The sequence below is a fragment of the Saccharopolyspora galaxeae genome (assembly GCF_016526145.1).
Taxonomy (GTDB): Bacteria; Actinomycetota; Actinomycetes; order Mycobacteriales; family Pseudonocardiaceae; genus Saccharopolyspora_C; species Saccharopolyspora_C galaxeae.
In genome coordinates, this window is the sequence record NZ_JADDUE010000007.1 from 193,528 (window position 1) to 216,088 (window position 22,561).

26 protein-coding genes are annotated in these 22,561 nt (G+C 70.7%); 15 read left to right on the top strand and 11 right to left on the bottom strand.

Annotation, left to right across the window (positions count from 1 at the left end):
* Window positions 1-3: 3 nt before the first annotated feature.
* Window positions 4-1,713, bottom strand: a complete 1,710-nt coding sequence (locus INP57_RS17570; protein WP_200071321.1) for a serine/threonine-protein kinase — start codon at window positions 1,711-1,713, stop codon at window positions 4-6.
* Window positions 1,714-1,924: 211 nt separating this feature from the next.
* Here INP57_RS17570 and INP57_RS17575 point away from each other — a divergent pair, with 211 nt between their 5' ends.
* From INP57_RS17575 to INP57_RS17585, 3 genes are read left to right on the top strand one after another with little or no spacing between them, the layout of a single operon-like run.
* Window positions 1,925-3,436 carry a sugar ABC transporter ATP-binding protein gene (locus tag INP57_RS17575; protein WP_307850139.1) on the top strand — a complete coding sequence of 504 codons (1,512 nt, stop codon included), beginning with the start codon at window positions 1,925-1,927 and terminating at the stop codon, window positions 3,434-3,436.
* Window positions 3,433-4,488, top strand: coding sequence for an ABC transporter permease (locus tag INP57_RS17580; RefSeq protein WP_200071322.1), 1,056 nt, complete (start codon window positions 3,433-3,435; stop codon window positions 4,486-4,488). Before INP57_RS17575 ends, INP57_RS17580 begins: the two co-directional genes overlap by 4 nt.
* A gap of 11 nt (window positions 4,489-4,499) precedes the next feature.
* The gene (locus INP57_RS17585; protein ID WP_200071323.1) at window positions 4,500-5,501 is read left to right on the top strand and encodes a substrate-binding domain-containing protein; all 1,002 of its coding nucleotides are present in this window, start codon (window positions 4,500-4,502) and stop codon (window positions 5,499-5,501) included.
* A gap of 33 nt (window positions 5,502-5,534) precedes the next feature.
* On the opposite strand, the gene INP57_RS17590 is transcribed toward INP57_RS17585, so the two are convergent.
* The 3 genes from INP57_RS17590 to INP57_RS17600 are packed head-to-tail and all read right to left on the bottom strand — an operon-like array spanning window position 5,535 to window position 8,006.
* Window positions 5,535-6,356, bottom strand: a complete 822-nt coding sequence (locus tag INP57_RS17590; protein WP_307850140.1) for a copper chaperone PCu(A)C — start codon at window positions 6,354-6,356, stop codon at window positions 5,535-5,537.
* 46 nt (window positions 6,357-6,402) lie between these two features.
* Window positions 6,403-7,551 (bottom strand): macrolide family glycosyltransferase, encoded by a 1,149-nt coding sequence (locus INP57_RS17595; RefSeq protein ID WP_200071324.1) that lies wholly within the window; start codon window positions 7,549-7,551, stop codon window positions 6,403-6,405.
* Window positions 7,548-8,006, bottom strand: a complete 459-nt coding sequence (locus INP57_RS17600; protein ID WP_200071325.1) for a peroxiredoxin — start codon at window positions 8,004-8,006, stop codon at window positions 7,548-7,550. The genes INP57_RS17595 and INP57_RS17600 overlap by 4 nt, the downstream gene beginning before the upstream one ends.
* Before the next feature lie 127 nt (window positions 8,007-8,133).
* On the opposite strand from INP57_RS17600, the gene INP57_RS17605 reads away from it, so the two are divergent.
* The 4 genes from INP57_RS17605 to INP57_RS17620 all read left to right on the top strand — a co-directional run bounded on the left by INP57_RS17605 (window position 8,134) and on the right by INP57_RS17620 (window position 11,613).
* Window positions 8,134-8,706, top strand: coding sequence for a type 1 glutamine amidotransferase domain-containing protein (locus tag INP57_RS17605; RefSeq protein ID WP_200071326.1), 573 nt, complete (start codon window positions 8,134-8,136; stop codon window positions 8,704-8,706).
* Between the two features lie 59 nt (window positions 8,707-8,765).
* Window positions 8,766-9,887 (top strand): baeRF2 domain-containing protein, encoded by a 1,122-nt coding sequence (locus tag INP57_RS17610; protein WP_200071327.1) that lies wholly within the window; start codon window positions 8,766-8,768, stop codon window positions 9,885-9,887.
* A 49-nt stretch (window positions 9,888-9,936) separates the two neighbouring features.
* Complete coding sequence (locus INP57_RS17615; RefSeq protein WP_200071328.1) at window positions 9,937-10,263, top strand: DUF2795 domain-containing protein; 327 nt, start codon at window positions 9,937-9,939, stop codon at window positions 10,261-10,263.
* Window positions 10,264-10,599: 336 nt separating this feature from the next.
* Window positions 10,600-11,613, top strand: a complete 1,014-nt coding sequence (locus INP57_RS17620; protein WP_200071329.1) for a LacI family DNA-binding transcriptional regulator — start codon at window positions 10,600-10,602, stop codon at window positions 11,611-11,613.
* Between the two features lie 4 nt (window positions 11,614-11,617).
* Here the strand turns inward: INP57_RS17620 and INP57_RS30065 are convergent, their stop codons facing one another.
* Entirely contained in the window at window positions 11,618-11,842 is a 225-nt protein-coding gene (locus INP57_RS30065) for an HC3 family zinc finger protein (protein WP_200071330.1), read from the bottom strand.
* 171 nt (window positions 11,843-12,013) lie between these two features.
* Between INP57_RS30065 and INP57_RS17630 the strand changes: the two genes are divergently transcribed.
* From INP57_RS17630 to INP57_RS17660, 7 genes are all read left to right on the top strand, one after another.
* Window positions 12,014-12,877, top strand: coding sequence for a helix-turn-helix domain-containing protein (locus tag INP57_RS17630; protein ID WP_200071331.1), 864 nt, complete (start codon window positions 12,014-12,016; stop codon window positions 12,875-12,877).
* A gap of 5 nt (window positions 12,878-12,882) precedes the next feature.
* Complete coding sequence (locus INP57_RS17635; protein ID WP_200071332.1) at window positions 12,883-13,068, top strand: DUF397 domain-containing protein; 186 nt, start codon at window positions 12,883-12,885, stop codon at window positions 13,066-13,068.
* Window positions 13,069-13,134: 66 nt separating this feature from the next.
* The gene (locus INP57_RS17640; RefSeq protein WP_200071333.1) at window positions 13,135-13,659 is read left to right on the top strand and encodes a hypothetical protein; all 525 of its coding nucleotides are present in this window, start codon (window positions 13,135-13,137) and stop codon (window positions 13,657-13,659) included.
* On the top strand, window positions 13,646-14,275 hold the full coding sequence (locus tag INP57_RS17645; RefSeq protein ID WP_200071334.1) for a dienelactone hydrolase family protein: 630 nt from the start codon (window positions 13,646-13,648) through the stop codon (window positions 14,273-14,275). Before INP57_RS17640 ends, INP57_RS17645 begins: the two co-directional genes overlap by 14 nt.
* A gap of 45 nt (window positions 14,276-14,320) precedes the next feature.
* Window positions 14,321-14,605 (top strand): type II toxin-antitoxin system prevent-host-death family antitoxin, encoded by a 285-nt coding sequence (locus INP57_RS17650; protein ID WP_200071335.1) that lies wholly within the window; start codon window positions 14,321-14,323, stop codon window positions 14,603-14,605.
* Window positions 14,605-14,868, top strand: coding sequence for a type II toxin-antitoxin system RelE family toxin (locus INP57_RS17655; RefSeq protein ID WP_200071336.1), 264 nt, complete (start codon window positions 14,605-14,607; stop codon window positions 14,866-14,868). Before INP57_RS17650 ends, INP57_RS17655 begins: the two co-directional genes overlap by 1 nt.
* A 54-nt stretch (window positions 14,869-14,922) precedes the next feature.
* Window positions 14,923-15,714 (top strand): Fpg/Nei family DNA glycosylase, encoded by a 792-nt coding sequence (locus INP57_RS17660; RefSeq protein WP_200071337.1) that lies wholly within the window; start codon window positions 14,923-14,925, stop codon window positions 15,712-15,714.
* 180 nt (window positions 15,715-15,894) lie between these two features.
* Here INP57_RS17660 and INP57_RS17665 read toward each other — a convergent pair whose 3' ends face one another.
* From INP57_RS17665 to INP57_RS17680, 4 genes are all read right to left on the bottom strand, one after another.
* Window positions 15,895-17,037, bottom strand: coding sequence for a cytochrome P450 (locus INP57_RS17665; RefSeq protein ID WP_200071338.1), 1,143 nt, complete (start codon window positions 17,035-17,037; stop codon window positions 15,895-15,897).
* 111 nt (window positions 17,038-17,148) lie between these two features.
* A complete protein-coding gene (locus tag INP57_RS17670; protein ID WP_200071339.1) occupies window positions 17,149-18,375 on the bottom strand; it encodes an MAB_1171c family putative transporter in 1,227 nt (408 codons plus the stop codon).
* Between the two features lie 4 nt (window positions 18,376-18,379).
* The gene (locus INP57_RS17675; RefSeq protein WP_200071340.1) at window positions 18,380-18,928 is read right to left on the bottom strand and encodes a hypothetical protein; all 549 of its coding nucleotides are present in this window, start codon (window positions 18,926-18,928) and stop codon (window positions 18,380-18,382) included.
* Complete coding sequence (locus INP57_RS17680; protein ID WP_200071341.1) at window positions 18,925-19,476, bottom strand: hypothetical protein; 552 nt, start codon at window positions 19,474-19,476, stop codon at window positions 18,925-18,927. The genes INP57_RS17675 and INP57_RS17680 overlap by 4 nt, the downstream gene beginning before the upstream one ends.
* A gap of 312 nt (window positions 19,477-19,788) precedes the next feature.
* Between INP57_RS17680 and INP57_RS17685 the strand changes: the two genes are divergently transcribed.
* Window positions 19,789-20,643, top strand: coding sequence for a 3-hydroxybutyryl-CoA dehydrogenase (locus INP57_RS17685; protein WP_307850141.1), 855 nt, complete (start codon window positions 19,789-19,791; stop codon window positions 20,641-20,643).
* Window positions 20,644-20,652: 9 nt separating this feature from the next.
* Here INP57_RS17685 and INP57_RS17690 read toward each other — a convergent pair whose 3' ends face one another.
* Window positions 20,653-21,474 (bottom strand): alpha/beta fold hydrolase, encoded by an 822-nt coding sequence (locus INP57_RS17690; protein ID WP_200071343.1) that lies wholly within the window; start codon window positions 21,472-21,474, stop codon window positions 20,653-20,655.
* Window positions 21,475-21,503: 29 nt separating this feature from the next.
* Window positions 21,504-22,538, bottom strand: a complete 1,035-nt coding sequence (locus tag INP57_RS17695; RefSeq protein WP_200071344.1) for an alcohol dehydrogenase family protein — start codon at window positions 22,536-22,538, stop codon at window positions 21,504-21,506.
* Window positions 22,539-22,561 lie beyond the last annotated feature (23 nt).

Genomic DNA, 22,561 nt, shown 5'->3' on the forward strand with positions numbered 1-22,561 from the left:
CCGTCAGCTCAAGCGGCGGTCGTAGGTGCCGCGGCCGTACTGCTGCAGGGCCTCGCGCACCCGGTGGGTCTCCTGCCGCCGCGTGATCGGCCCGCCGGTCGCGCCGAGCGGGAACATCTGCACCCCGCCGTGCATCCGGCGCACCGGGTGCCACGCGTGCCAGCGCTGCGGCGGCGCGTGTTCGGCCAGCCACACGGTCAACGCCTGCCTCTTGCCCTTGCCGACGATGCCGACGCGGCGCACTTCGTGCCACGGGATCTCCCGCGCCAGCCCGGCCCGCGAGATCCGCAGCCCGTCGGTGTTGACCTTCAGCCGCAGGCCCGGCAGCACGGCTTTGGCCAGCGACAGCAGACCGCTGACGAAGAACAGCAGGAACGCCAGCGTCGGTACCGGGTTGCCGGCGACTTCGTCGCCGAGCGTGTAAGCGAATGCCGCGACCACGAACATCAACACCGCCCACAGCAGCGCGCCGCCGCGACCGCCGGTGACGAACACCGGTCCGGGGGTGTTCGCGGAAACCTTCCGCGGCACCGACGACGGGAACGACGGCTCGGGAGCCTTCGGGGCGGGCGGCCGCTTGGTCTGCGCGGCGGGCGCGGCCCCCGCGTTCGGGTTCCGTGACTGCGGCGGTGCGGCCGACCAGTCACCCCGCGGTCGTGAGCCGGGGTTCGACGGCGTGCCGGCCTGGAACGCGGCCGAGCCGGGCACGGCCTGCCCGCCGGGCGGCTGCGCGAATGCGGTTCCTCGGTTGCCGCCCTGGTGGGCGGCACTGCTCTGAGCCGTGCCGCCGTTCTGGGCGGCACCACCCGGCAGCGGCATCTCGAACGCCGCCTCGGAAGCCTGCTTGAGCTGCGTGGTGTGCTCGTTGATCACGGCGCTGATCGCGGGCGGGAGCCAGTTGTCGCCCTGCGGGCTCGTCGCGCCGATCGCGTCCAGCAGCTGGTCCGGCGTCGGCCGCTCGGCCGGTTCCTTCGCCAGGCACGGGCCGAGCAGCGAGCGCAGGCCCGGGCTCAGCGCGCTCAGGTCCGGATGGTTGTGCACCACCCGGTACAGCATCACCGGCGCGCTGCCGGAGCCGAACGGCCCGGCGGCGCCTGCCGCGAACACCAGCACCGCGCCGAGCGAGAACACGTCGCTGGGCGGGCCGACGTCGCTGCCGGTGGTCTGCTCCGGTGAGAAGTACCCCGGCGTGCCGAGGAAGATCCCGGTGGCGGTGAGCGCGCTGTTGGTCACCGCGCGCGAGATGCCGAAGTCGATGACCCGCGGCCCGTCCGGCCCCAGCAGCACGTTGCCCGGTTTCAGGTCGCGGTGCACCAGCCCGGCGCGGTGGATCGCGCTGAGCGCCTCGGCCAGCCCGGCGGCGAGGCTGCGCACGGTCGGCTCGGGCAGCGCGCCGTGGTCGGAGACCGCGCTGTGCAGCGTCGGGCCGGGCACGTATTCGGTGGCCAGCCAAGGTTGCTCGGCGTCCGGTTCGGCGTCGACGACGGCGGCGGTCCAGAACCCGCCGACGGAGCGGGCCATGTCGACCTCGCGGCGGAACCGTTCGCGGAACTCCGCGTCCTCGGCGAGCTCCGGGCGGGCCACCTTGATCGCCACGACGCGGCCGCCGCGGGAACGCGCCAGGTACACCGCGCCCATCGCGCCGCCACCGATGCGCGCGAGCAGGCGGTAGTCCCCGACCTTGGCGGGATCGCTTGCCAGCAACGGCTGCACTTCAAGTCCCCCTCGATGACTCGGTGGCGGGGGCCAGCTTACGGATTCGGACACCGGCGTTGTCGCGATCCCCGCCGAGAGCGTTCGCGAGGGCTGCTGGTAATCGGTTACTCGGGTTCGCCGCAACTCTTCCGGCGCAGTGCCGCGGTGAGTATGCTCCGGCGCACCGCAGTGGCGGTACCTGATCAACGATGATCGAGGGAGGCACACCGTGTCGCGTTCCGAGGGGTCGGCGGCGCCGGTGCTGGTGCGGCTCGACGACGTGAGCAAACGATTCCCCGGGGTGGTCGCGGTCTCCGGGGTCCACTTGGACGTGCGCGCGGGCGAGGTGCACGTGCTGGCCGGTGAGAACGGCGCGGGCAAGTCGACGCTGATGAAGCTGGTGGCGCAGGTCGAGGAACCCTCCTCCGGCACCGTCGAGGTCGACGGCCGGCCGGTGTCCTACCGCGGGCCCGCCGCGGCGCGCAGGCTCGGGATCTCGATGGTGCACCAGGAATTCGCGCTGGCCCCCGACCTGTCGGTGGCGGAGAACCTGTTCATCGGGCACGAGCCCGGCAGCGCCGGGTGGATCTCCCGCAGCGCCGAGCGCGAACAGGCGCGGGCGTTGCTCAAGCGGGTCGGGCTGCACGTCGATCCCGCGCGGCCGGTGGGCAAGCTCTCCACCGCGCAGCAGCAGCGGGTGGAGCTGGCGAAGGCGCTGGCGGTCGAGGCGAAGCTGCTCATCCTGGACGAGCCGACGGCGACGCTGACCGAGCAGGAGACCGCGGAACTGTTCGGCATCGTCCGCGAACTCACCGCGGCCGGCATCGGCGTCCTCTACATCTCGCACCGGCTGGACGAGATCTTCGAGATCGGCGACCGCGTGACGGTGCTGCGCGACGGCGAGGTGGTCGCGACCCGGCCGGTGGCCGAGCTGGACGAGTCGCGGCTGGTCGCGCTGATGGTGGGCCGCGACGTGCAGAATCTCTACCCGCGCACCTACACCGACCCGGGCGAGGTGCGGCTGCGGGTGCGCGGGCTGTCCCGCGGCGCGGCGGTGCGCGACGTGTCGTTCGAGGTGCGCGCGGGCGAGATCGTCGGCATGGCCGGGCTGGTGGGTGCCGGGCGCACCGAGTTGGCGCGTTCGGTGTTCGGGGCCGAACCGCCGGATTCCGGCTCGGTCGAGCTGGACGGCCGCGAGCTCAAGATCCGCGGACCGGCGGACGCGATCGCCGCGGGCATCGGCTACCTCACCGAGAGCCGCAAGTCCGACGGGCTGGCGCTGCAGCTCGGCGTGGACAAGAACATCACGCTGGCGAAGCTGCCGATGATGGGCGGGCTGATCGACCTGGGCGCGGAACGCCGCGTCGCGCAACGGGAACGGGACCGGCTGCGGATCCGGGTGCCGAACATCGGCCGCCCGGTGCAGGCGTTGTCCGGCGGCAATCAGCAGAAGGTCGTGCTGGCGCGCTGGCTGCAGACCGAGGCCGAGGTGCTGCTGTTCGACGAGCCCGGCCGCGGCATGGACGTCGGGGCGAAATCGGAGATGTTCGGCCAGCTCGACGCGCTGGCCGTGGACGGCAAGGCGGTCGTGCTGATCTCCAGCTACCTGCCGGAGCTGCTGAACATGTGCGACCGGATCCTCGTGCTGCGCGAGGGGCGGATCACCGGTGAGCTCGAGCGCGCCGAGTTCTCCGAAGAACGGATCGTGGCGCTGGCGACCGGAGCGAGGGAGGACCAGTGAGCGAGCAGTCGCCGACCGGGCCTGGCGGGCAGCCGCCGGTCGAAGAGGACAGATCGGAAAGCGGGGGTGCGGCCTCCGGTGGCCTGCTCGGCGGGTTGACCGACCGCTTCTCCGGAGCGATCTCGCAGGTCGCCGCTGCGGGGGCGCTGATCGTGGTGTTCGTGGTGCTCTCGATCATCGCGCCGTCGTTCCTGACCGCGGACAACCTGTTCAACCTGGGGTCGCAGACCTCGGTGAACGCGGTGATGGCGGTCGGTGTGACGCTGGTGATCATCACCGGCGGCATCGACCTGTCGGTGGGTTCGGTGGCCGCGCTGTCCGGGGTGCTCGGCGTGATGCTGATGGCCGACTTCGGCTTCAACCCGCTGGTGGGCATCCTCGGCGGACTCGTGGTCGGCGCGGCCGCGGGCCTGGTCAACGGCCTGCTGGTGTCGACGGTGGGTCTACCGCCGTTCATCGCGACGCTGGGGATGCTCAGCGTCGCCCGCGGTCTGGTGCTGATCAGCACCGGCGCGGTCGCGGTGTTCGGCGCGCCGGAGTCGTTCCGCCTGCTCGGGCAGGGCGTGATCGGTCCGGTGCCGATCCCGGTGCTGATGATCGTGGTGGTCGCGGTGCTCGGGCACTTGGTGCTCACCCGCACCCGGCTGGGCCGCTACTCCTACGTGATGGGCTCGAACTCGGAGGCCGCGCGGCTGTCCGGCGTGCCGGTGCGCAAGCACACGACCTGGGTCTACGTGCTGTCCGGGATGCTGGCCGGGCTCGGCGGCATGATCGCGGCTTCGCGGATCAACTCGGGTCAGCCGAACTTCGGCGAGGGCCTGGAGCTGGACGTGATCGCGGCCGTGGTGATCGGCGGGGCGAGCCTGTTCGGCGGGCGCGGCACGGTGCTGGGTTCGCTGATCGGCGCGTTCCTGGTTGCGGTGATCCGCAACGGTGCGGTGCAGCTGAACATCGGCACCTTCTACCAGAACGTGCTGATCGGCGTGATCATCTGGCTCGCGGTGTGGTGGGACCGGTACCAGCGCCGCAAGCTCGCCGGGGACGTCGGGTGAGGGGTTCGGCGATGAAGAAGCTGCTGGGACTGCTGTGCCTGGTCGTGCTGCTGGCCGCGTCCGGCTGCAGCGTGCGGATCCACCGGCCGAGCGGGACGGCCGCCGCGGAGGGCGGCGCGATCCGGCTCGCGGTGATCCCGAAGGCGATCGGGTTCGACTTCTGGGAGCAGGTGCGCGTCGGCGCCGAGTGCGCGGCCTCGAAGCATCCGAACGTCAACGTCTACTGGGACGGCGTCACCTCCGAGGACGACGTCAGCGGCCAGCAGAGCCTGCTGCAGGACACCATCGCCCAGGGCGTGCAGGGTCTGGTTTATGCCGCCACGGACGCGAAAGCGCTCGCGCAGGTGTCGGAGTCGGCTCTGCAGCAGGGCACCACGGTGGTGAACATGGACTCCGGCACCACGCCGCAGCCGCCGGGCGTGCCGGTCTACGCCACGAACAACGTGCAGGCCGCCGAGCAGGGCACCCAGCTGCTGGCCGACCAGCTCGGCGGGCGCGGCAAGGTCGCGTTCATCGAGTTCCTGCCGGGCACCAGCACGAACGAGACCCGCGCGGAGGGCTTCGAGCGCGGGCTGGCGAAGAACCCGGGCCTGCAGCTGGTGGCGCGGCAGTCCTCCAGCAGCGACTACAACACCGCCTTGCAGGTCACCCAGGACATCCTGACCGCGAACCCGGACCTGAACGGGATCTACGCGGGCAACGAGCCGAGCGTGCTGGGTGCAGCCGAGGCGGTTCGGCAGGCGGGCAAGGCCGGCCAGGTCAAGATCATCGGGTGGGACACCTCGGAAGGCCAGATCGAGTCGTTGAAGGACGGCGTGATCACCGGTCTGATCGCGCAGAACCCGTTCAAGATGGGCTATTCCTCGGTCCAGTCGGCGATCACCGACATCCGCAGGCTGCCGGGCGAAAGCCCGGCCACCGACACCGGTTCGACGCTGGTCACCAAGGAGAACATGCGGACTCCGGAGATCCAGAAGCTGCTGAACCCGTCGTGCGCGAACCCGCCGCAGTGATCCCGCTGGGGTGATCCCGCCGGTGCTGCGCCGTCACCTCGGCATCGCTTGCAGCACGTGCAGCGTGGTGCCGTGGCCGCACGGCGTGCGCAGCTCCGGCACCGGAGAACCGCGCACGGTGATCTCGGCGCCCGGCCGCACCACGGCCGGATCGCCGCCGACCAGGATGTACGGCCTGCCGTGTCCGGTCAGCAGCCGGCAGTCCGGCCGGGGACCGGCTTGGACCGTGCCCTGCGCGGTGAATTCCCTGCCCTGCGGTGTTCGCGGAGGCGGTGGCGCGGTCGCCGGTGGACCGGGCGGTGCCGCGCACGGGTGCGGCGGGGGCTTGTCGCCGTCGCGGGTGGCTTGGATCTTCGCGTCCACGCGCACGTCACCTGCCTGCGCGAAGGTCAACGTCAGCGGGAACGTCGTTCCCGGGCGGGCCACCCGCTCCAGCCCGATGACCTCCAGCCGGTACGGCGTGGCCGACTCGGGCTGGCCGGGCGCCAGCGGGACCGTGCCCTGCGCGGTGACAGGGATCTGCGGCACGGGTTCGGCCTGCCCGTCGCAGCCCCGGTCCCATCGCAGCTCGACCCGTTCGGCTTGCGGGGAACGCGCTCCGACCAGTGCGTCCTGCCGCATCCCGTTATTGATCAGGAAGAGCTCGGCCGGTGCGGCGGAACCAGGCGGATAGCCCGCTTCGGTGGCGGCCAAGTGCACGTTGCGGACTTTGATCTGCCCGACGCCCTCGTTGGTGCCGATGGTCCCCGCGGCACCCGCCGGAGCACCGCTGGGCGATTCCAGCACCGTCCCGCCGCAGCCGGTCAGCACACCCAACCCGAACGCGACCAGCGCGATGCTCGTGAAACCCCGCACGACCTCGCGGTTACCCGCTGCCCCGCGCCGGTACGCACCGATGCGATCAGAGCCGGCTCTCCACGATGTCGGCGGCTGCGGCCGCACCGCCGCTCTCGGCGATCACCTGCCGCATCCACGCGAGGTTCGCCCGCACGTCCGCGTCTTCGGCAACGTCTTCGACGGCCGCCCGCAGCGACCCCGGGTCGAGCTCTGCCGCGTCGAGCCACCGCCCGAGCCCGAGGTCGCGCACCCGCGCCGCGTTGGTCTCCTGCTCCGGGAACTGCGGCACCGCCGCGGTCGGCACGCCGAGGGCCAGCGCTTCCAGTACCGAGCCCAGCCCGGCGTGCGTGACGAACACGTCCGCTGCCCGCAGCACGCCGATCTGCGGGATCGACGGCGCCACGGTGAAATTCTCCGGCACCGCCCCGAGTTCGCCCGCGTCGACCGCACCGGTGGCGAGCACGACTCGCCACGGCGTGTCGGCGAACGAGGCCACGCAGGTGCGGAAGAACTCCGGCCTGCGGGTGTGCGCGGTGCCCAGCGAGATGTAGAGCAGCGGCGAACCCGGCGGCGTGAACGGTTCTTCGTGGCGGTCGAGGGACGGCCCGACGAATCGGACCCCCTCGTCGAACTCGTCACCACCGGGCTGGAACGCGCGGGGTGCGAACACGATGGTCGTTCCCGCGGGTGATCCGGCCATCGGATCGGGTAGCGACACCCCGTGTTCGGCGGCGAACGCCGCCATCTCGGATCGGACCGCTACCAGCCGCGGGTGGCCGAAGTCGAACCGCTCCGGCATGAACGTCCCGCCGCCCACGAGGTTCGTGCTCAGCGCGATGCCGCGCGCACCCAGCTTCTCCGCGATCATCGAGCCGAACGGGCTGATCGCGTCGAAGCACACCACGTCCGGCCGGTCGAGGCCGAAGTGCTCGACCAGCACGGGCAGGTCCGCGCGGATCTCGGCGAGCACGCCCTCCAGCAGCACCGCGAGTTGTTCGGCGCCGAAGGATTCGCCGCCCGCACCGGGTTCGGCCACCGGCAGCGCACCGGGCAGCCGGACCGGCTCGGCACCCGCCTGCCGCACCGCGTGCAGCATCCGCTCCCCGGTGGCGAAGCTGACCCGGTGCCCGCGGCGGACGAGCTCGGCGACCAGCGGCAGCGTCGGGTTCACGTGCCCCGGTGCGGGTGGGGCTTCGAACGCGATGTGGCTCATGCGCCGCTTCGCTCGCGGAGGAACTTCAGCGCCGTGTCGGCGTGCGTGCCCATGTTGAACTCGCTGCGCACCGTTTCCAGCAGCGTGCGGTCCTGGCCGATGACGAAGGTGTGCCGCTTCACCGGCAGCGGACCGAACCGGCGCTTGACGCCGAAGATCCGCGCGACGGCCCCGTCGGTGTCGGACAGCAGCGGGTACTGGAACGAGTTGGTGCGGGCGAACTCCGCCTGCTTGTCGACGGGGTCGGTGCTGATGCCCACCGGCTGCGCCCCGAGCTCGGCGAACTCCGCGGACAGGTCGCGGAAGTGGCAGCTCTCCGCGGTGCAGCCCGAGGTCATCGCCGCCGGGTAGAAGAACAGCACCACCGGGCCGTGCGCGAGCAGTTCGGAGAGCTTGCGTTCCGCGCCGTGCTGGTCGGGCAGTGCGAAGTCGTCGATCGTCGCGCCGATGCGCATCCGGGCTCCTCGAAGTCGATCGCGGGTGATCCACCGTGGAGTTTGCCGCATCCGGGCCACGGGTAGGGCACGGCCAAGCGGCACCGCAGCACAGCGGTGCTTCACCGATCGACACGGAGGTTGTGCGATGAGCGCCAGTCTGAACGGCGCGAAGGTGGCGTTCCTGGTGGCCCAGGACGGCATCGAGCAGGTGGAGCTGACCCAGCCGTGGAAGGCCGTGCAGGACGCGGGCGGCACACCCGAGCTGGTGTCGGTGGCGCCCGGTTCGGTGCAGGGCCGGGACGGCCTGGAGAAGGCGGACACGTTCACCGTGGACAAGGTCGTCAGCGAGGTCTCGCCGGACGAGTACGACGGCTTGGTGCTGCCCGGCGGTGTGGCGAATCCGGACGCGCTTCGCACCGAGCCGAGCGCGGTGCGCTTCGTCGGCACCTTCTTCTCGCAGCAGAAGCCGGTCGCCGCGATCTGCCACGGCCCGTGGACGCTGGTCGAGGCGGACGTGGTTCGCGGCCGCCGGGTCACCTCCTACCCGAGCCTGGCCACGGATCTGCGCAACGCGGGCGCGGAATGGGTCGACGAGGAGGTCGTCGTCGATTCCGGTCTGGTGACCAGCCGCAACCCGAACGATCTGCCCGCGTTCTGCGACAAGCTCGTGGAAGAGGTCGCCGAGGGCAAGCACCGCGCGCAGGCCCGCAGCGCTTGATCCGGCCCGCGCGCATCGCGCGGCGGATCGGAGGCCCTGAGATTTAATTGGAGTGGTCGATGAAACTCGCGTTCCTGCAAGACGTCTACGAACGCCGCGGGCCGTTCGCGACGGTGTACCTGGACACCTCGGCGGATGCCGAGGACGCGAAGAAGGCCGTGCAGCTGCGGTGGCGTTCGGCGCGTGAGCAGCTCACCGACCAAGGTGCCGACGAGGACACGCTGCGCGCATTGGACGACACCGTCGATCGGCACGAGTACCGCACCGGCCGCCGCGGCCAGGTGCTGGTCGCCACCGGCGGCGAGGTCGTGTTCAACGAGGAGCTGCCGGAACCGCCGACCGACGCTTCCGACGACGAGAAGGTGCACTACGGCACGCTGCCGCACCTGATGCCGTACCTGCGGCTGCGTGCTTCCAAGATCCCGCACGTGGTCGCGCTGGTCGACCACATCAACGCGGAGCTCACGATCGCCCCGGCGGGCGGCGAGCCGCAGACCCGGCGGGTTCAGGGCGGTGAGCACCCGGTGCACAAGGCCCACGTCGGGGGCCACGACGAGAACGAGAAGCGCTTCCAGCACGCGGTCGAGGAGCAGTGGCAGCACAACGCCCGCGAGGCCGCCGACGAACTCGCCAAGCAGGCGATGCGCATCGGCGCCGAAGCGGTCGTGCTGGCCGGTGATCCGCAGCAGCGCAAGCTCGTGCACGAGGCGCTGCCGGACAACGTCCGGGAACGCACGGTGCAGACCGAGGCGAGCCACCTGGATCGCAAGGCGTCCGGCGAGAGCTTGCGCCGCGAGGTCGACGACACCGTGGCGCACGCCGTGGAGGCCCGCGCGAACGAGACGGTGCGCGAGTTCGAGCAGGAACGCGGCAGGCACGAACGCGCCGTCGAAGGCTGGGAACGCGTGATCGGCGCTCTGCAGCGCGGCCAGGTCCGGACCCTGCTGTGGTCCCGCCCGGAGTCGGTGACCTGGCTGCACGTCGGTCCACTGCCGAACCAGATCGCGCTCGAGCAGCGCCCGCTGACGGACATGGGCGTGGCCAGCCCCGGCACCGCGCCCGCGAGTGCGGCGACCGCGTGGGCGGTGGCGGGCACCGACGCCGAACTGGTGCTGGTCGATCCGGAGAAGGTCGAGCTCGACGGCGGTGTCGGCGCGATCCTGCGCTACAGCGACGGCTGAGGGCCTGCCGCGGAACGTGAACCGAGACCCCGCGTCGAAAGGGGAAAGCATGACGACGACGCGTGAGACGCTGAAGGCTTCGCTGTCCGGCGTCGATTTCCCGGCGAGCAAGGACCAGCTGGTCGAGTTCGCCAACAACAACGGTGTCGACGAGGAGACCGTGCGGGCGCTGCGGGCGATGCCGCCCGCCGACTACGACAACGTCACCGAGGTAGTGCGCTCGGTCCCGCTGGAGCGGGGCGAGGAGGAGGGCCAGTCGGATTCCGACAAGGCTCAGCAGAACCGCCGGCCGCAGAAGGGCGGCTTGGCCGAGCACCAGGCCGAGGTCCCGGCGAACCCGATCGTCGAGGAGTTGGGGGAGAACCGGGGCAGCTGAGCCGGTTGCGCTCGGTCTTTCCGCGATCGAGCGAGTTCAGTGCGCTGGAGGCGCCGGGCTGATCCCCGGCGCCTTCGGCATGTCCGGCCCCGTCCGGCTCGTCCTCTCCGAGTGAACGGCCTGTTCGTCCAATCTAGTGGGACCAACGGTCCGTTCACTCGGAAAATCGACACGCCCGCGCCTTACCCGGCCGGGGATCGTGTGTTCGGAGTGAGCGGACCGTGCCCCCGGGAAGAGCGGGCGAACGGGTCTCGCACTCCGGAAAGTCCGGCCGATGAGATCGCGGAATTCGCTATGCTGCCGGGGCGGGGAGGGCTGACCGAGGGGGAGCCTGAGTTGAACCGGCCCACGATCATCGACATCGCGCGCCGCGTGGGCGTGTCCAAGGCCGCGGTGTCCTACGCGCTCAACGGCCGCGCGGGTGTTTCGGCCGCGACGCGCGAACGCGTCCTCGACGTCGCCGCCCAGCTCGGCTGGGAGTCCGGCGGCCCGGCCCGCACTCCGGCCGCGGACCGCACCGGCAGCGTCGGCGTCGTGCTGTCCCGCCCGCCGGACGAGCTGCGGTCCGATCCGCTCGTGGTGCAGTGGTTGTCCGGGGTGGAGGCCGCGTTGGCGCAGCACGGCTTGTCGTTGCAGCTGGCGCTGACTCCGGACCAGGACGCCGAGCTGCTGACCTATCGCCGCTGGTGGGCCGAGCGCCGCATCGACGGCATGATCGTCACCGACCTGCGCGCCTGCGACCCGCGCCCGCAACTGCTGCGCGAACTCGGCATTCCCGCCGTCGTCGTCGGTGACCACGAACGCTTCGGCAACGTCGCGGTGCTGCGCCACATCGAGCGCGAAGAGGTGCACGCCGTCGTCGATCACCTGGCGTCGCTGGGGCATCGCCGGATCGGCCACGTCCAAGGCGGTCCCGATCTGCAGCACACCCAGAACCGCAGCGCCGCGTTGCGCGGGCGGGTGCGCGAACGCCTCGGCACCGACCTGGTCAAAGCCGAGGCCGACAGCACCGAATCCGGTGGTGTGCGGGCGAGTTGGCGGCTGCTGGCCGCGGACCCGCCGCCCACGGCGATCGTCTACGACAGCGCGGTGATGGCGGTCGCGGCCGTGGCGCGCTCCGCCGAGCTCGGCACCCGCGTTCCGGATGAGCTCGCGGTGCTGTCCTGGCAGGACTCGATGCTGTGCCGGGTCGTGACGCCGCAGGTGACCGCGCTGGCGCAGGACGACGAGCAGAACGCGGAGGCAGCGGTGCACCTGCTGCTGGAGCTGATCGAGACCGGCACGGCCGACGACCTGGAACTTCCGCCGCGGGTGCTGGTCCCGCGGGCGAGCACCGAAGGCAAGAGCTGACGGCTCAGCGCCGCGATCGCTTGTCCCGCAATGCTTTCGCCTCAGCCCAGCAGGTCGCGCAGGTCGGCGAGAGCCAGTCCTCGTCGCGCGGTTTCGTGATCAGCAGCGGCTCGCCGCAGAGCGCTTTGCGCTCCTCGCCCGGATACGGCCGCTCGGAGGTCAGCATCCCGTGCCGCACACCGCCGACCGGCCGCCAGTAGGCCACCGGACCGTTCGAGATCGGATCCACGTCCCGCTCCTTCCACCCAGGGGAGGCGGCGGCCCCAACGGGGAGGGGTCGGGGAGGACCGGGGCCGCCGCCGCGGGAACGATAGCGACTGCGATATCTCAAAGGGTATTCCCTGATCGGGTAACGGTGATCGACTCGTACGCTGTCCCCGAACGCACGAAGGAGACCGCCATGCCACCGCCTTCCCCGACCGTTACCGCCTGGGAGCTGGGAATCCGGCTCCGCGAAGCGCGCGACACCGCGGCGCTGACCGCCGTGGAGGCGGGCAAACGCCTGAACATGTCGCAGAACTTCCTCAGCGATCTCGAGCACGGCAAGCGCAAGGTCACCGAGGCCAAGCTTGAGGCGATGGTCGAGGTCTACGCGATCGACGCGGACGAAGCGGCGGAATTGCGCGCCATGCTGGAGCAGAGCGCGCGACGCGGCTGGTGGTCGAAGTACTCCGGCATCTTCCCCGCCGAAGTGTTGCGCTACTTCGGTTATGAGCACGGCGCGGAATCCGTGCAGACGCACGAAAGCCTGCTGATCCCCGGGCTGTTGCAGACCGAGGCGTACGCCTACGCGATCGTCACCAGTGACGGCCCGAACATCCGCACCTCGGAGGCGGACCAGCGGGTGGAGGTCCGGATGCGCCGCCAGCAGCGCCTCACCGGCGACGACCCGCTGCGGCTCACCGCCGTACTCAGCGAGGGTGCGCTCCGCCAGCAGGTCGGCGGTCGCGAAGTCATGGTCGAGCAACTGCGGCACTTGACCGAGGTAATCGAGGAAAAGCCCGACACGCTGGAAGTTCTGGTCGTGCCTTTCAGCGCAGGTGCGCATGGCGCATTGGGCGCGTCCACATTCCACATCCTGCACTTCGCGAACTCGCGGTTGCCACGGGTGGCATGGCAGGAAGCGGTGACGTCGGCGACCGTGATGGAACACCGCCCGAGAGTCGGTCAGTTCAGCGCGACGTTCGCAGAATCGGTGAAACAGACAGCGGGGCGCGAAGGTTCGCTGGACTTGATTCACCGCGAGATCAAGGCACTACGGTGAAGCGTGTGACCCCGCTAGAAGATGCCCACTGGTACACGTCGAGCTACACCTCGAACGCCGCAGCGTGCGTCGAGGTCGCACGCACGCCATCAACGGTCGGCGTCCGCGACACCAAGGACCGCTCCGGCGGCACGCTCGTGTTCGACCGCTCCCGCTGGGCGTCGTTCCTGCGTTCGATCAAGGGGGATTAACAGCGGCACCTGCGGGTAGTCCGTGCGCGGAGGTCATGTCCGCGTAGGGAAATGGAGACGCGCACGATGTCGGATCCCCTGGACGCCACGACCCCGTCTGCTGACGAGGTCGGCCCGGACCCTGCGGAACCGCAAGATCCGGCCGAGCTGCAATCCGCGGGGGACCTCGACGAGGACGAACTGGGCGTGGACCCGCTCGAAGGGGGCGTGGAGCCGCCCGAGCACCTGTCGCAGACCACGGCCGAGCGCCCCACGCCGAGCGAGCAGCGCGCGGGCGACTCGATCGACGAACGGATCTCGGAGGAACGCCCCGACCCGGACGCCGAACCGGGCAGACCGGTCGCCGAAACCCGCCTGTACGAGCTGGACGACTCGGTGGACGAGCAGGCCACCCAGGAGGTCGCCGACGGTTCCCGCGGTGAGCAGATCGCCGCCGAGCAGGACGCCGCAGGCGAACCGGGCACGGTCCTGGAGGGCGACGAGGTCGAGGACACCGGCCTGTCCGCGGCGACCAACGAGGGCGACGCCACCGGCGTCAGCAACGCCTCACCGGAGGAAGGCGCGGAGCGGGTGCAGGATGGCGGAACCTGAACAGGTCTCGCTCCCGGTCGTGCACGGGACCGGTGAGCTGATCGGCGACCTGACGCTGCCAGACCGCAACGGGCCGCTGGTGGTGTTCGCGCACGGCAGCGGCTCGTCCCGGCACAGCAGCCGGAACCGCTGGGTCGCTGAGCAGTTGCAGGAAGCCGGTATCGGCACGCTGCTGATGGACCTGCTCACGCCGGACGAGGACCGCGCCGACGTGCACGCCGAGCTGCGGTTCAACATCCCGCTGCTGACCGTGCGGGTGCTGGGCGTGCTGGACTGGTGGCGCGGCCCGGCGGGCCTGTTCGGCGCCAGCACCGGCGCGGCCGCTGCACTCGGCGCCGCCGCCCGCCGACCGGATGTGGTGCAGGCGGTGGTCTCCCGTGGTGGTCGTCCGGATCTCGCTTCGGAGGCCCTGCAGAACGTGCGGGCACCGACCTTGCTGATCGTCGGCGGCAGCGACATGGAAGTGCTCGAACTCAACCGCCGCACCGCTGAACAACTCCGCGCCCCGCACGACCTGCACGTCGTCGACGGCGCGACGCACCTGTTCGAGGAACCCGGCGCCCTGGAACAAGCCGCCACCGTCGCCACCAGCTGGTTCACGCAGTACTTGAAGTGAGACCGTGCTGAGTTCGTTGTCATGTACGGCTTGTACATTCGGTACATGAGCGTTGAGATGGTCGATATGACGTACGAAGGTGACCCGGACGAAGTCAGCATCTCGCAGGCACGTGCCAAGTTGCCGAACCTCGTGCATGGCGCGAGGGAAGGCGACGTCACGTACATCACGGTGAACGGGGCTCGGTACGCGGCGTTGGTTCCCGCTGACGTCGCCGAACGTCACGAGGCGGCGGAAGAGGAGTACTGGGCGCGCCGGGTCGCCGAAGCGGAGCAGTCCGACACTGTTTCCTGGGATGAGGCGATCATTGCCCTTGAGGGCCGTTCGTAGTGGCCCACTGGGACATCGAGATCAAGCGTGAAGCGCTGAAAGAACTCCAAAAGCTCGACAAGCCGGTACGCCGGAGATTGCAAGCGGCGATCGACAGGCTCAGGAACGACCCGCGGCCACCCGGTGTCGTGGCGATGAAGGGATTGCCGGGGAAACTGCGGTTGCGAGTGGGGGATTGGCGGATCATATATCGCATCGAAGACGATCATTTGGTCGTCGTTGTCTTGGCTCTTGGCCACCGTAGGGAGATCTACGAACGCTGATCCGCGTAGCGAGCCGTTTGGGTTTTCGGGCGGCGTGCCGGGTACTCCGATGACATGCCTGAACTGCCGGACGTCGAGGGTTTCCGCCGGGTCGCACAAGAGGCGGTCGGCCGCGAAGTCGAGGACGTCGTGGTGAACGACGCGCAGGTGTTGCGCGGGGTGCGCCCGCAGGAGTTCCGGAAAGCCTTGCGCGGCAAGGAGTTCGGCACGCCGTGGCGGCACGGCAAGTGGCTGGTGATACCGGTCGGCACCGAGTTCCCGGAGGTGCTGCTGCACTTCGGCATGACCGGCCGGATGTTGTGGTGCGGCCGGGACGACGAGCCGCACAAGCACGACCGCGTGGTGTTCCGCTTCGCCGACGGCGAGCTTCGGTACCGGGACATGCGCAAGCTGACCGGGTTGCACCTGGCGCGGCGGCAGTCCGACCTGGACGCGCAGCTCGGCGAACTCGGCCCGGACGCGATGGCGGCCTCCGCAGCGGACTACCGGGAGCGGCTGACCCGCACCAAGCGCGGCGTGAAAGCGGCGTTGATGGACCAGGAAGTGCTGGCCGGGCTGGGAAATCTCACCGTCGACGAAACCCTCTGGCAGGCCCGCATCCACCCGGCGCGCAGCACCGGCGACCTGAGCGCGCCGGAGCTGTCCAAGCTCAGCCGCCGCGCGCACACCGTGCTGCGCCAGTCCGCGAAGGTCGCCCACGTGCCCGACCGCCCGTCTTGGCTCACCGGCCACCGCGACGAGCCCGACCCGCACTGCCCGCGCTGCTCGACCGCCCTCGACCGCACCAAAACCGCGGGCCGAACCACATTCCACTGTCCGAACTGCCAGCCCCTCGACAACTCCTAGCAAGCGCAGTTCCTTGAGCGAACGGCCTGTTGGCCCAATCTATTCGGACGAACGGTCCGTTCGCTCGGATTGCATCCCGCGTACGCGGACCGGGGCGACATGCCGGCGCCCGCGGACCGAGGCGAGTGAACGGCCTGTTCATCCAATCTATTGGGACCAACGGTCCGTTCACTCCGCGGACTACCGCTTGTGGCGGGTGAGATTCGCTCGCAGCGCGGCCGGGCCGTGGTGGCGGAAGTTGCCGCGCCAGGTCACCGGGGCCGGGGTCAGCGCGGCGTGCGGGTGTTGCGCGTGCAGCGCCTCCACGGCGCAGCGGGCGATGACGCGGGTCAGCGTCGAAGCCGGGCAGGCGTGGGTGCCGTGGCCGAGGCTCAGGTGCGGGTTCGGGTTGCGGTCGGGCACGAATTCCGAAGGTTCCGAGAACACCCGCTCATCCCGGTTCGCCGATGCCAGCGACAGCAGCAGCGTATCGCCCGCGCGGACGCTCACTCCGCCGATTTCCAAGTCGTGCAACGGGTATCGCGGTGCGGCGAGCAACTGCGGCGGGTGCAGCCGCAGCACCTCCTCGACGCCGGTGTCGAGCCGTTCCGAGCCGAGCAGCCGCAGCATCGCCGAGGACACCGCGTGCACCATGATCTCGTACCAGACGAACAGCAGGTAGAAGACCATGCTGGTCAACTCGTCCGCATCGAGCCGTCCCGCGCCGCGCGCGGTCAGCAGCCCCGCGAGCAGCGAGTCGGCGGGCGGATCCGACGACAACGCCGAACCGATGATCCGCCGCATGTCGTCCATCGTGTCCCGCGCACGCGGCTCCGCGCCGGGCGTGTGCCGCAGCAGCGAATCAGCCCAGCCCGCGAACGTGTCCCGCGCGTCGGCGGGCAGCGGTAGCAGCTCCGCGATCACCCGCACCGGCAGGAGCACCGCGAACTCGCCGACTAGGTCCACTTCGCCCGACAGCGAAGCGGCGAGTTCGTCGGCCACCGCACGAACCTGCGGACTCATCGCGCGAACCCGCTGCGCGGTGAAGCTGGGCGCGATCTCCCGCCGCAGCCGGGTGTGCCGAGGCGGGTCGCTGTTGAGCAGGTGCGCGTCGAGCTGCGGAGGCAGGTCGAAACCGGTGAAGTCGCGGCCGTGCGAGTGCTCGCGGTGCAGCGCGAACCGCGAATCCCCGAACAGCGCGCGGACTTCCGCGTATCTCGTGACCAGCCAGGCGGGCGGGCCGTCCGGAGTGTCGATCCGGTGCACCGGTCCTTGCGCGCGCAGCTCCGCGAGCGAGGCGAACGGTTCGTGCGCGGTTTCGGAGACGGTGAGCGCGTCGGTCACGAGGTGGGATTCTTCATGAGGCGGGCCCGTTCACGAAGCCGGGTTCCCCGCGAAGCCGGGGTTCTGAGGCCGGGCTGTCCACGAGGCTGGAGCGTCAGGAGGCCGGAGCTTTCACGAAGCCGGATTCTTTTCCGCGCGCCGCGGATCGTCCAGCACGGCGCGCACCAGCGGATGCGGGCGGTGGAACGCTTCACCGATGAGGCACAGCCAGCGCAGCTCCTCGGCGAGGTCGCGCCCCGGGTCCTGGTCGGGCACCTGCCACAGCGCCACGTCTTGACCGTCCATTCCGGACTCTTCGCGGATCATGGCGCTGCCGTTGCCGGGCGAGCTCCCCGCGCGATGCGCGCGCAGCGCCGCGGCGATGCGGGCGGCTTCGACGGCTGCGGCGCGTTCGTCGCCTTCGAGGCCCTGGCGGTCCGCGTGTTCTTCGGCGAGCGCGGCGGCCTCCGGCGCGAGGTGCGGCCGCAGCACCCGCAGCAGGTCGTCGGTCGCGATCAGCCACCGGTACTCGGCCGAGGCGAGCCGCGTGTTCTGCGCCAGCTCCGGCGCGAGCGGCCGCAAAGCGCGCAACAGCGGACGAAGCTGCCGGCGCGCCCGCGCATGGCGACGCAACCGCGGAACCGACGGCAGCACGTACCCGACCGCCATCACGCTCGCACCGACCGTCGCGCTCACCGGAGCCGCCACATCGCTGACCGGCGCGAGATCCCCGCCGAGCCAGGTCGCGGCCACCGCGACCGCCTTCAACAGCGAATACCCGAGCCCGAACACGACACCGACCGGAACCAGCGACACACCGCGCCGCAGCCACGGATCCGCCGCGTGCGGCCGAATCCGCAGGCACACCAGCGCACTGCGGATCAGGCCCAGCGAGTACGCGCCCAGGTACACCGCGAGGAACCCGACGACGACCGGCTCGCCCGAGTAGTGCGAATCGAAGTCCAGCACGTGCGGCTCGTCGTGCACCGGCGCGACGCAGAACAGCGCCACCAGCACCGCCAGCGCGGCACCCGTGCCGAGCACCAGCGCCCGCCCCGCGGGCACCGCCTCGTCCCGCGACCGCGCCAGATTCACCGAGAACACCTGCAACGACGCGGTGCACAGCACGATCGACGCGTAGACGGCCAAAGTGGACAGGTTCGGCACGCCGGTCGCCGCGGCCACCGCCGAATACACCGGGGGGATCGCGAAGTTGAAGCCGCACGCCACGAACAGCAGCGCCAGCGTGATCGCCCCCAGCCGCGGATCCCGCGGGTCGCGCAGCAGATCCCGCAGCTTCCACAGGAAAGCGCCCAGCTGCAGCAGCAGCGCCAGCGAGTACAGAACCGCGAACGTCACCGGCTCACCCGAGCGCCATCTGGAACCGGCGCAGCACCTCGCGCGCCTCGTCGGGCACCTCGTGCGCCTGCGGGGAATCCCACGAACTGATCCGCTGCATAGCCACCGAAGCCATCATCTCGGCCGCCGCTTCCTCCTGCGCCGAACATGCCGAACGGGTCAGCACCCGATCCAGCACCTCCGGCGGCAGATCGCCGAACAGCGAGCGCAACGCCGGAGCCGGATCGCCGACCGGACGGCCGACGTGGCCCCACAGCAGGTGCATCAGCTCGTGCAGCCAGATGTGCCAGCGGTGCCAGCGCGACGTGCGCGCGTCCGCGACGATGATCACGCAACCCGCCGGCAGCAGCGCCAGGCCGCTGGGGGCGCGCGGCGGCAGCTCCACCGCGGCGAAGTAGATCTCCCTGCCGAGGTGCGCGCGGGCGCGGTCGAGCAGCTGCGCAGCGGTGAACCGGTGCGGCAGGCCCAGCGCGTCGAGCCGCCGCGCGCTGCGCCTGCGCAGCATCCAGCGCGAACGCGCCCGCCCGCCTTCGCTCCACACCAGGAACCTCATGAGCTTTTCCGGCCCTTGCCGCGCTTGCCGTCCTGCCGGGGCCGTTCGAGGGGTTCGGTCGGGCTCCGGTCGTCGGGCGAACCCGGCAACTGATCCGCGCGCAGCGCCTTGAACCCTTGCAGCACCCCGAGAATCGCCTCGGCCACGTGCGGACGATCCTGCTCCGGGAATTGCCCGGTGAGCTGGCGCAGCGCCACCTCCTCGACCCCCTGCCTGCGGAATTGCCCGGCCAGCCGCCACTGCGCCAGCAGGTCCCGCGAGATCGCCGGATCGAAGAAGTCCAGGCCCACGCCGAAGAACTCGGCGAACGCGACCACCTCGGTCAGCCGCGGCACCGCGCGGCCGGTGCGCAGGTGCCACATGTGCGTGCCGGACATCCGCACGCCGCGCTCGGTCAGCAGCGCGGCCATCCGCTCGCTGCCGTAGGGCTTGCCGGTTTCCGGATCGGGTTGCGCCTCCAGCAGCTCGGTCAGCCGCTCGGCGAACACGTGCACGCTGATCGCGCTTCCCGAAGCGGGGCTGGCGGAGAAGTCGGGCGCGGGCTCCACGGACACGACTCTAAGGCGTGGCGATCTCCGGGACACCGCCGATGCCGTGAAAGATGTCCACACATGTGGCCGCAAGACGTAGATCCGTCCACGTCCGTTGCTGTAGTGTGGCTCGCTCCAGGGGGTCAGTGGCGGGGGGCTCCGGGAGGCAGGAAGCCGGGCCGTGCAAGCAGCGGTCCGGCTTCTTCGAGCTCCCACCTGACCGCACTGGGGTGGCCTACCGCACCCCTTACCGACCGGTAACCGTTCGTTTTGACATCATCCGGGCTGTCGTTCGGCAGCGGCCGAGTCGCGGACGGAAGGATCGGTGTGGTGACGAAGATCGAACGCGTGGGCGTGGTGGGCTCCGGCCTGATGGGAGCCGGCATCGCCGAGGTCAACGCCCGCTCCGGGCTCGACGTGCTGGTCTCCGAGGTCAGCGAGGAAGCCGTCGAAGCAGGCAGGCAGCGCATCACCGGCTCGCTGGAGCGCGCCGTGCAGCGCGGCAAGCTCGCCGAAGCCGACCGGGACGCCGCGCTGGGGCGGCTGCGGTTCACCACCTCGCTGGCCGACTTCGCCGACCGGCAGCTGGTCGTCGAGGCCATCGCGGAGAACGAGCAGCTCAAGACCAGCGTGTTCGCCGAACTGGACCGGGTCACCGGCGCGGACGCGATCCTGGCCTCGAACACCTCCTCCATCCCGATCGCCAAGCTCGCGGGCGCCACCGGCAGGCCCGAGCAGGTGCTCGGCGTGCACTTCTTCAACCCGGTGCCGGTGATGAAGCTGGTCGAGCTGGTGCCCTCGCTGGCGACCTCGGAGCAGACCGTGCAGCGAGCTTCCGATTTCGCCACCGAACAGCTCGGCAAGCAGGCCATCCGCGCCAAGGACCGGGCCGGGTTCGTGGTCAACGCGCTGCTGGTGCCGTACCTGCTGTCCGCGGTGCGGATGTACGAGAGCGGCGTGGCCTCCGCCGAGGACATCGACAACGGCATGGTCCTGGGCTGCTCGCACCCGATGGGGCCGCTGACGCTGTCGGACATGATCGGGCTGGACACCATGAAGTCCGTCGCCGACTCGATGTACGAGGAGTTCAAGGAGCCGCTGTACGCCGCGCCGCCGCTGCTGCAGCGGATGGTCGACGCCGGGCACTACGGCAAGAAGTCCGGCCGCGGCTTCTACACGTACTGAGGAATCCTCTCAAGATTCCCCGAGCAGGCTCCGGATCTCCGCGGCGACCCGGCCGGGCGCTTCCTCGGGAAGGAAGTGCCCGGCCGCCGGGATCACGGCCAGCTCGGCGCCCGGGATCGTGCGGGCGAGCCATTCGCCCAGTTCCACCGGTTGCCAGCGGTCCTGCTCGCCCCACAGCACCCGCGTGGGCATCGCGAGTTCCGGCAGGCGCGCGGTGATCTCCCGGGTGGGCCGCGAGTCGTAGTGGCGCACTTGGTGCTCGAAGAACGACATGCGACCCAGCGGACCTCGATGCGGTTCCAAGTAGGCGTCGAGCACCGGCTCCGCCATCGGCGTCGTGACCGCCGACTGCAACTGCCGCGTGAGGATCTGCTCGAAGTCCTGCTGCGGCAGCCGCGCGTGGTCGTCGCCGTGCTCTTCGATGATCCGTCGCCAGGTCGGTGACGGCCACGAGTCCCGGCACACGCTGTCGATCAGCATCAGCCGCCGCACCCGTTGCGGGTGCTCGACGGCGAAAAGCTGCGCGATCGCACCGCCGATGTCGTGCGCGACCAGCGTGCACCGCTCGATCCCGAGGTGATCGAGCAGCCCGTGCAGCAGCGGGACCTGCTCGACCACCGACGTCGCCCGGCTCACCGGACGTTCCGAGCGGCCGTAGCCGAGCAGGTCGTGCGCGAGAACTCCGTGCCCGTCGGCTTCCGGTTCCGGGATCACGTTGCGCCACAAGAAGCTGTGCGACGGGGTGCCGTGCAGCAGCACGACCGTTTCTCCCGTCGTGCCCGGCGAGTGGTGGTAGGCGAGCCGGGCGCCGTCGATGACCGCGTTGTCCATGGGCGCGTCGCTCCTGGCGCTCAGGTGGTTCACGCCGCGTCCGGGAGCACGACGAGCTTGCCGAAGAAGTCCTTGGCCTTGAAGTCCTGCTGCGCTTCGCGGAGCCGGTGCAGCGGGTAGGTCCCGGCCAGCAGCGGGCGCAGTTCACCGGCGGCGATGTGCCGAACCACGCGGGCGAAATCCTCGTGCGTGCCGAACGAGGAACCGACCAGCTCGACCTGCCGCAGGTAGATCGTGCGCAGATCGGTTTCGACCAGCGGCCCGGCGATCCCGCCGGCGACGACGTAGCGGCCCAACGGCGCCAAAGCCCGCAGCAGCGGGGAAAACGCCGGACCGGCCACGACATCGGCGACGACGTCGACCGGGCCGGTGCGCTCGAGCTCCACCGCCAGATCCGCCCGGTCCAGGACGGCTTCGGCACCCAGCTTCGCGGCGCGCTCGGCCTTCGCTGCCGTCGTGACCGCGACGACCCGCGCACCCCGCAGCGCACCGAGCTGGATCAACGCCGAACCGACTCCGCCCGAGGCGCCGGTGACCAGCACCGTCTCCCCGGCGCGCACGCGGGCTCGCTCCAGCATCCGCATTGCGGTGGCGTAGGCGGTCGGGAACGTGGCGAGCTCCGCGTCGCCGAGTTCGCTGTCGATCGGATGCGCGTTGCCCGCGGGCACGGTCACGAGTTCGGCGAAACCGCCGTCGCGCTCGCTGCCCAGGTATTCGGTGTCGACCAGTTCCCGCTCGCCGCCGGTGTAGAGCATCGGGTCGACCAGCACGCGCTCGCCGATCCGTTCTTCGCCGACGCCGGGGCCCACGCGGTCGATCCGGCCCGCGACGTCCGCGCCTTGCACGCGGGGGAATTCGAGCGGTTCGCGGCGCCAGCCCGCGGTCGCCGACGGGTCGTCGGACGAGCCGTACGCGCCTTCCCGCGTCCACACGTCGGTGTTGTTGATGCCCGTCGCGCCGACGCGGATCCGCACCTCGTGCGCGGAGGGTTCGGGTTCCGGCAGGTCGTCGCGGTAGTCGAGCCGTTCGGGTCCGCCGAACCCGGTCAACTGCACTGCTCGCATCGCTTCTCCTAGGTATACCGACC

Bases quoted from the DNA above. Each gene is read 5' to 3' on its own strand.
- INP57_RS17600 (WP_200071325.1), bottom strand. From the start codon at position 8,006: ATGCGCATCGGCGCGACGATCGACGACTTCGCACTGCCCGACCAGCAC.
- INP57_RS17640 (WP_200071333.1), top strand. From the start codon at position 13,135: ATGTCGGATCCCCTGGACGCCACGACCCCGTCTGCTGACGAGGTCGGC.
- INP57_RS17615 (WP_200071328.1), top strand. From the start codon at position 9,937: ATGACGACGACGCGTGAGACGCTGAAGGCTTCGCTGTCCGGCGTCGAT.
- INP57_RS17690 (WP_200071343.1), bottom strand. From the start codon at position 21,474: ATGGACAACGCGGTCATCGACGGCGCCCGGCTCGCCTACCACCACTCG.
- INP57_RS17595 (WP_200071324.1), bottom strand. From the start codon at position 7,551: ATGAGCCACATCGCGTTCGAAGCCCCACCCGCACCGGGGCACGTGAAC.
- INP57_RS17610 (WP_200071327.1), top strand. From the start codon at position 8,766: ATGAAACTCGCGTTCCTGCAAGACGTCTACGAACGCCGCGGGCCGTTC.
- INP57_RS17675 (WP_200071340.1), bottom strand. From the start codon at position 18,928: ATGAGGTTCCTGGTGTGGAGCGAAGGCGGGCGGGCGCGTTCGCGCTGG.
- INP57_RS17650 (WP_200071335.1), top strand. From the start codon at position 14,321: ATGAGCGTTGAGATGGTCGATATGACGTACGAAGGTGACCCGGACGAA.
- INP57_RS17605 (WP_200071326.1), top strand. From the start codon at position 8,134: ATGAGCGCCAGTCTGAACGGCGCGAAGGTGGCGTTCCTGGTGGCCCAG.
- INP57_RS17645 (WP_200071334.1), top strand. From the start codon at position 13,646: ATGGCGGAACCTGAACAGGTCTCGCTCCCGGTCGTGCACGGGACCGGT.
- INP57_RS17695 (WP_200071344.1), bottom strand. From the start codon at position 22,538: ATGCGAGCAGTGCAGTTGACCGGGTTCGGCGGACCCGAACGGCTCGAC.
- INP57_RS17630 (WP_200071331.1), top strand. From the start codon at position 12,014: ATGCCACCGCCTTCCCCGACCGTTACCGCCTGGGAGCTGGGAATCCGG.
- INP57_RS17660 (WP_200071337.1), top strand. From the start codon at position 14,923: ATGCCTGAACTGCCGGACGTCGAGGGTTTCCGCCGGGTCGCACAAGAG.
- INP57_RS17585 (WP_200071323.1), top strand. From the start codon at position 4,500: ATGAAGAAGCTGCTGGGACTGCTGTGCCTGGTCGTGCTGCTGGCCGCG.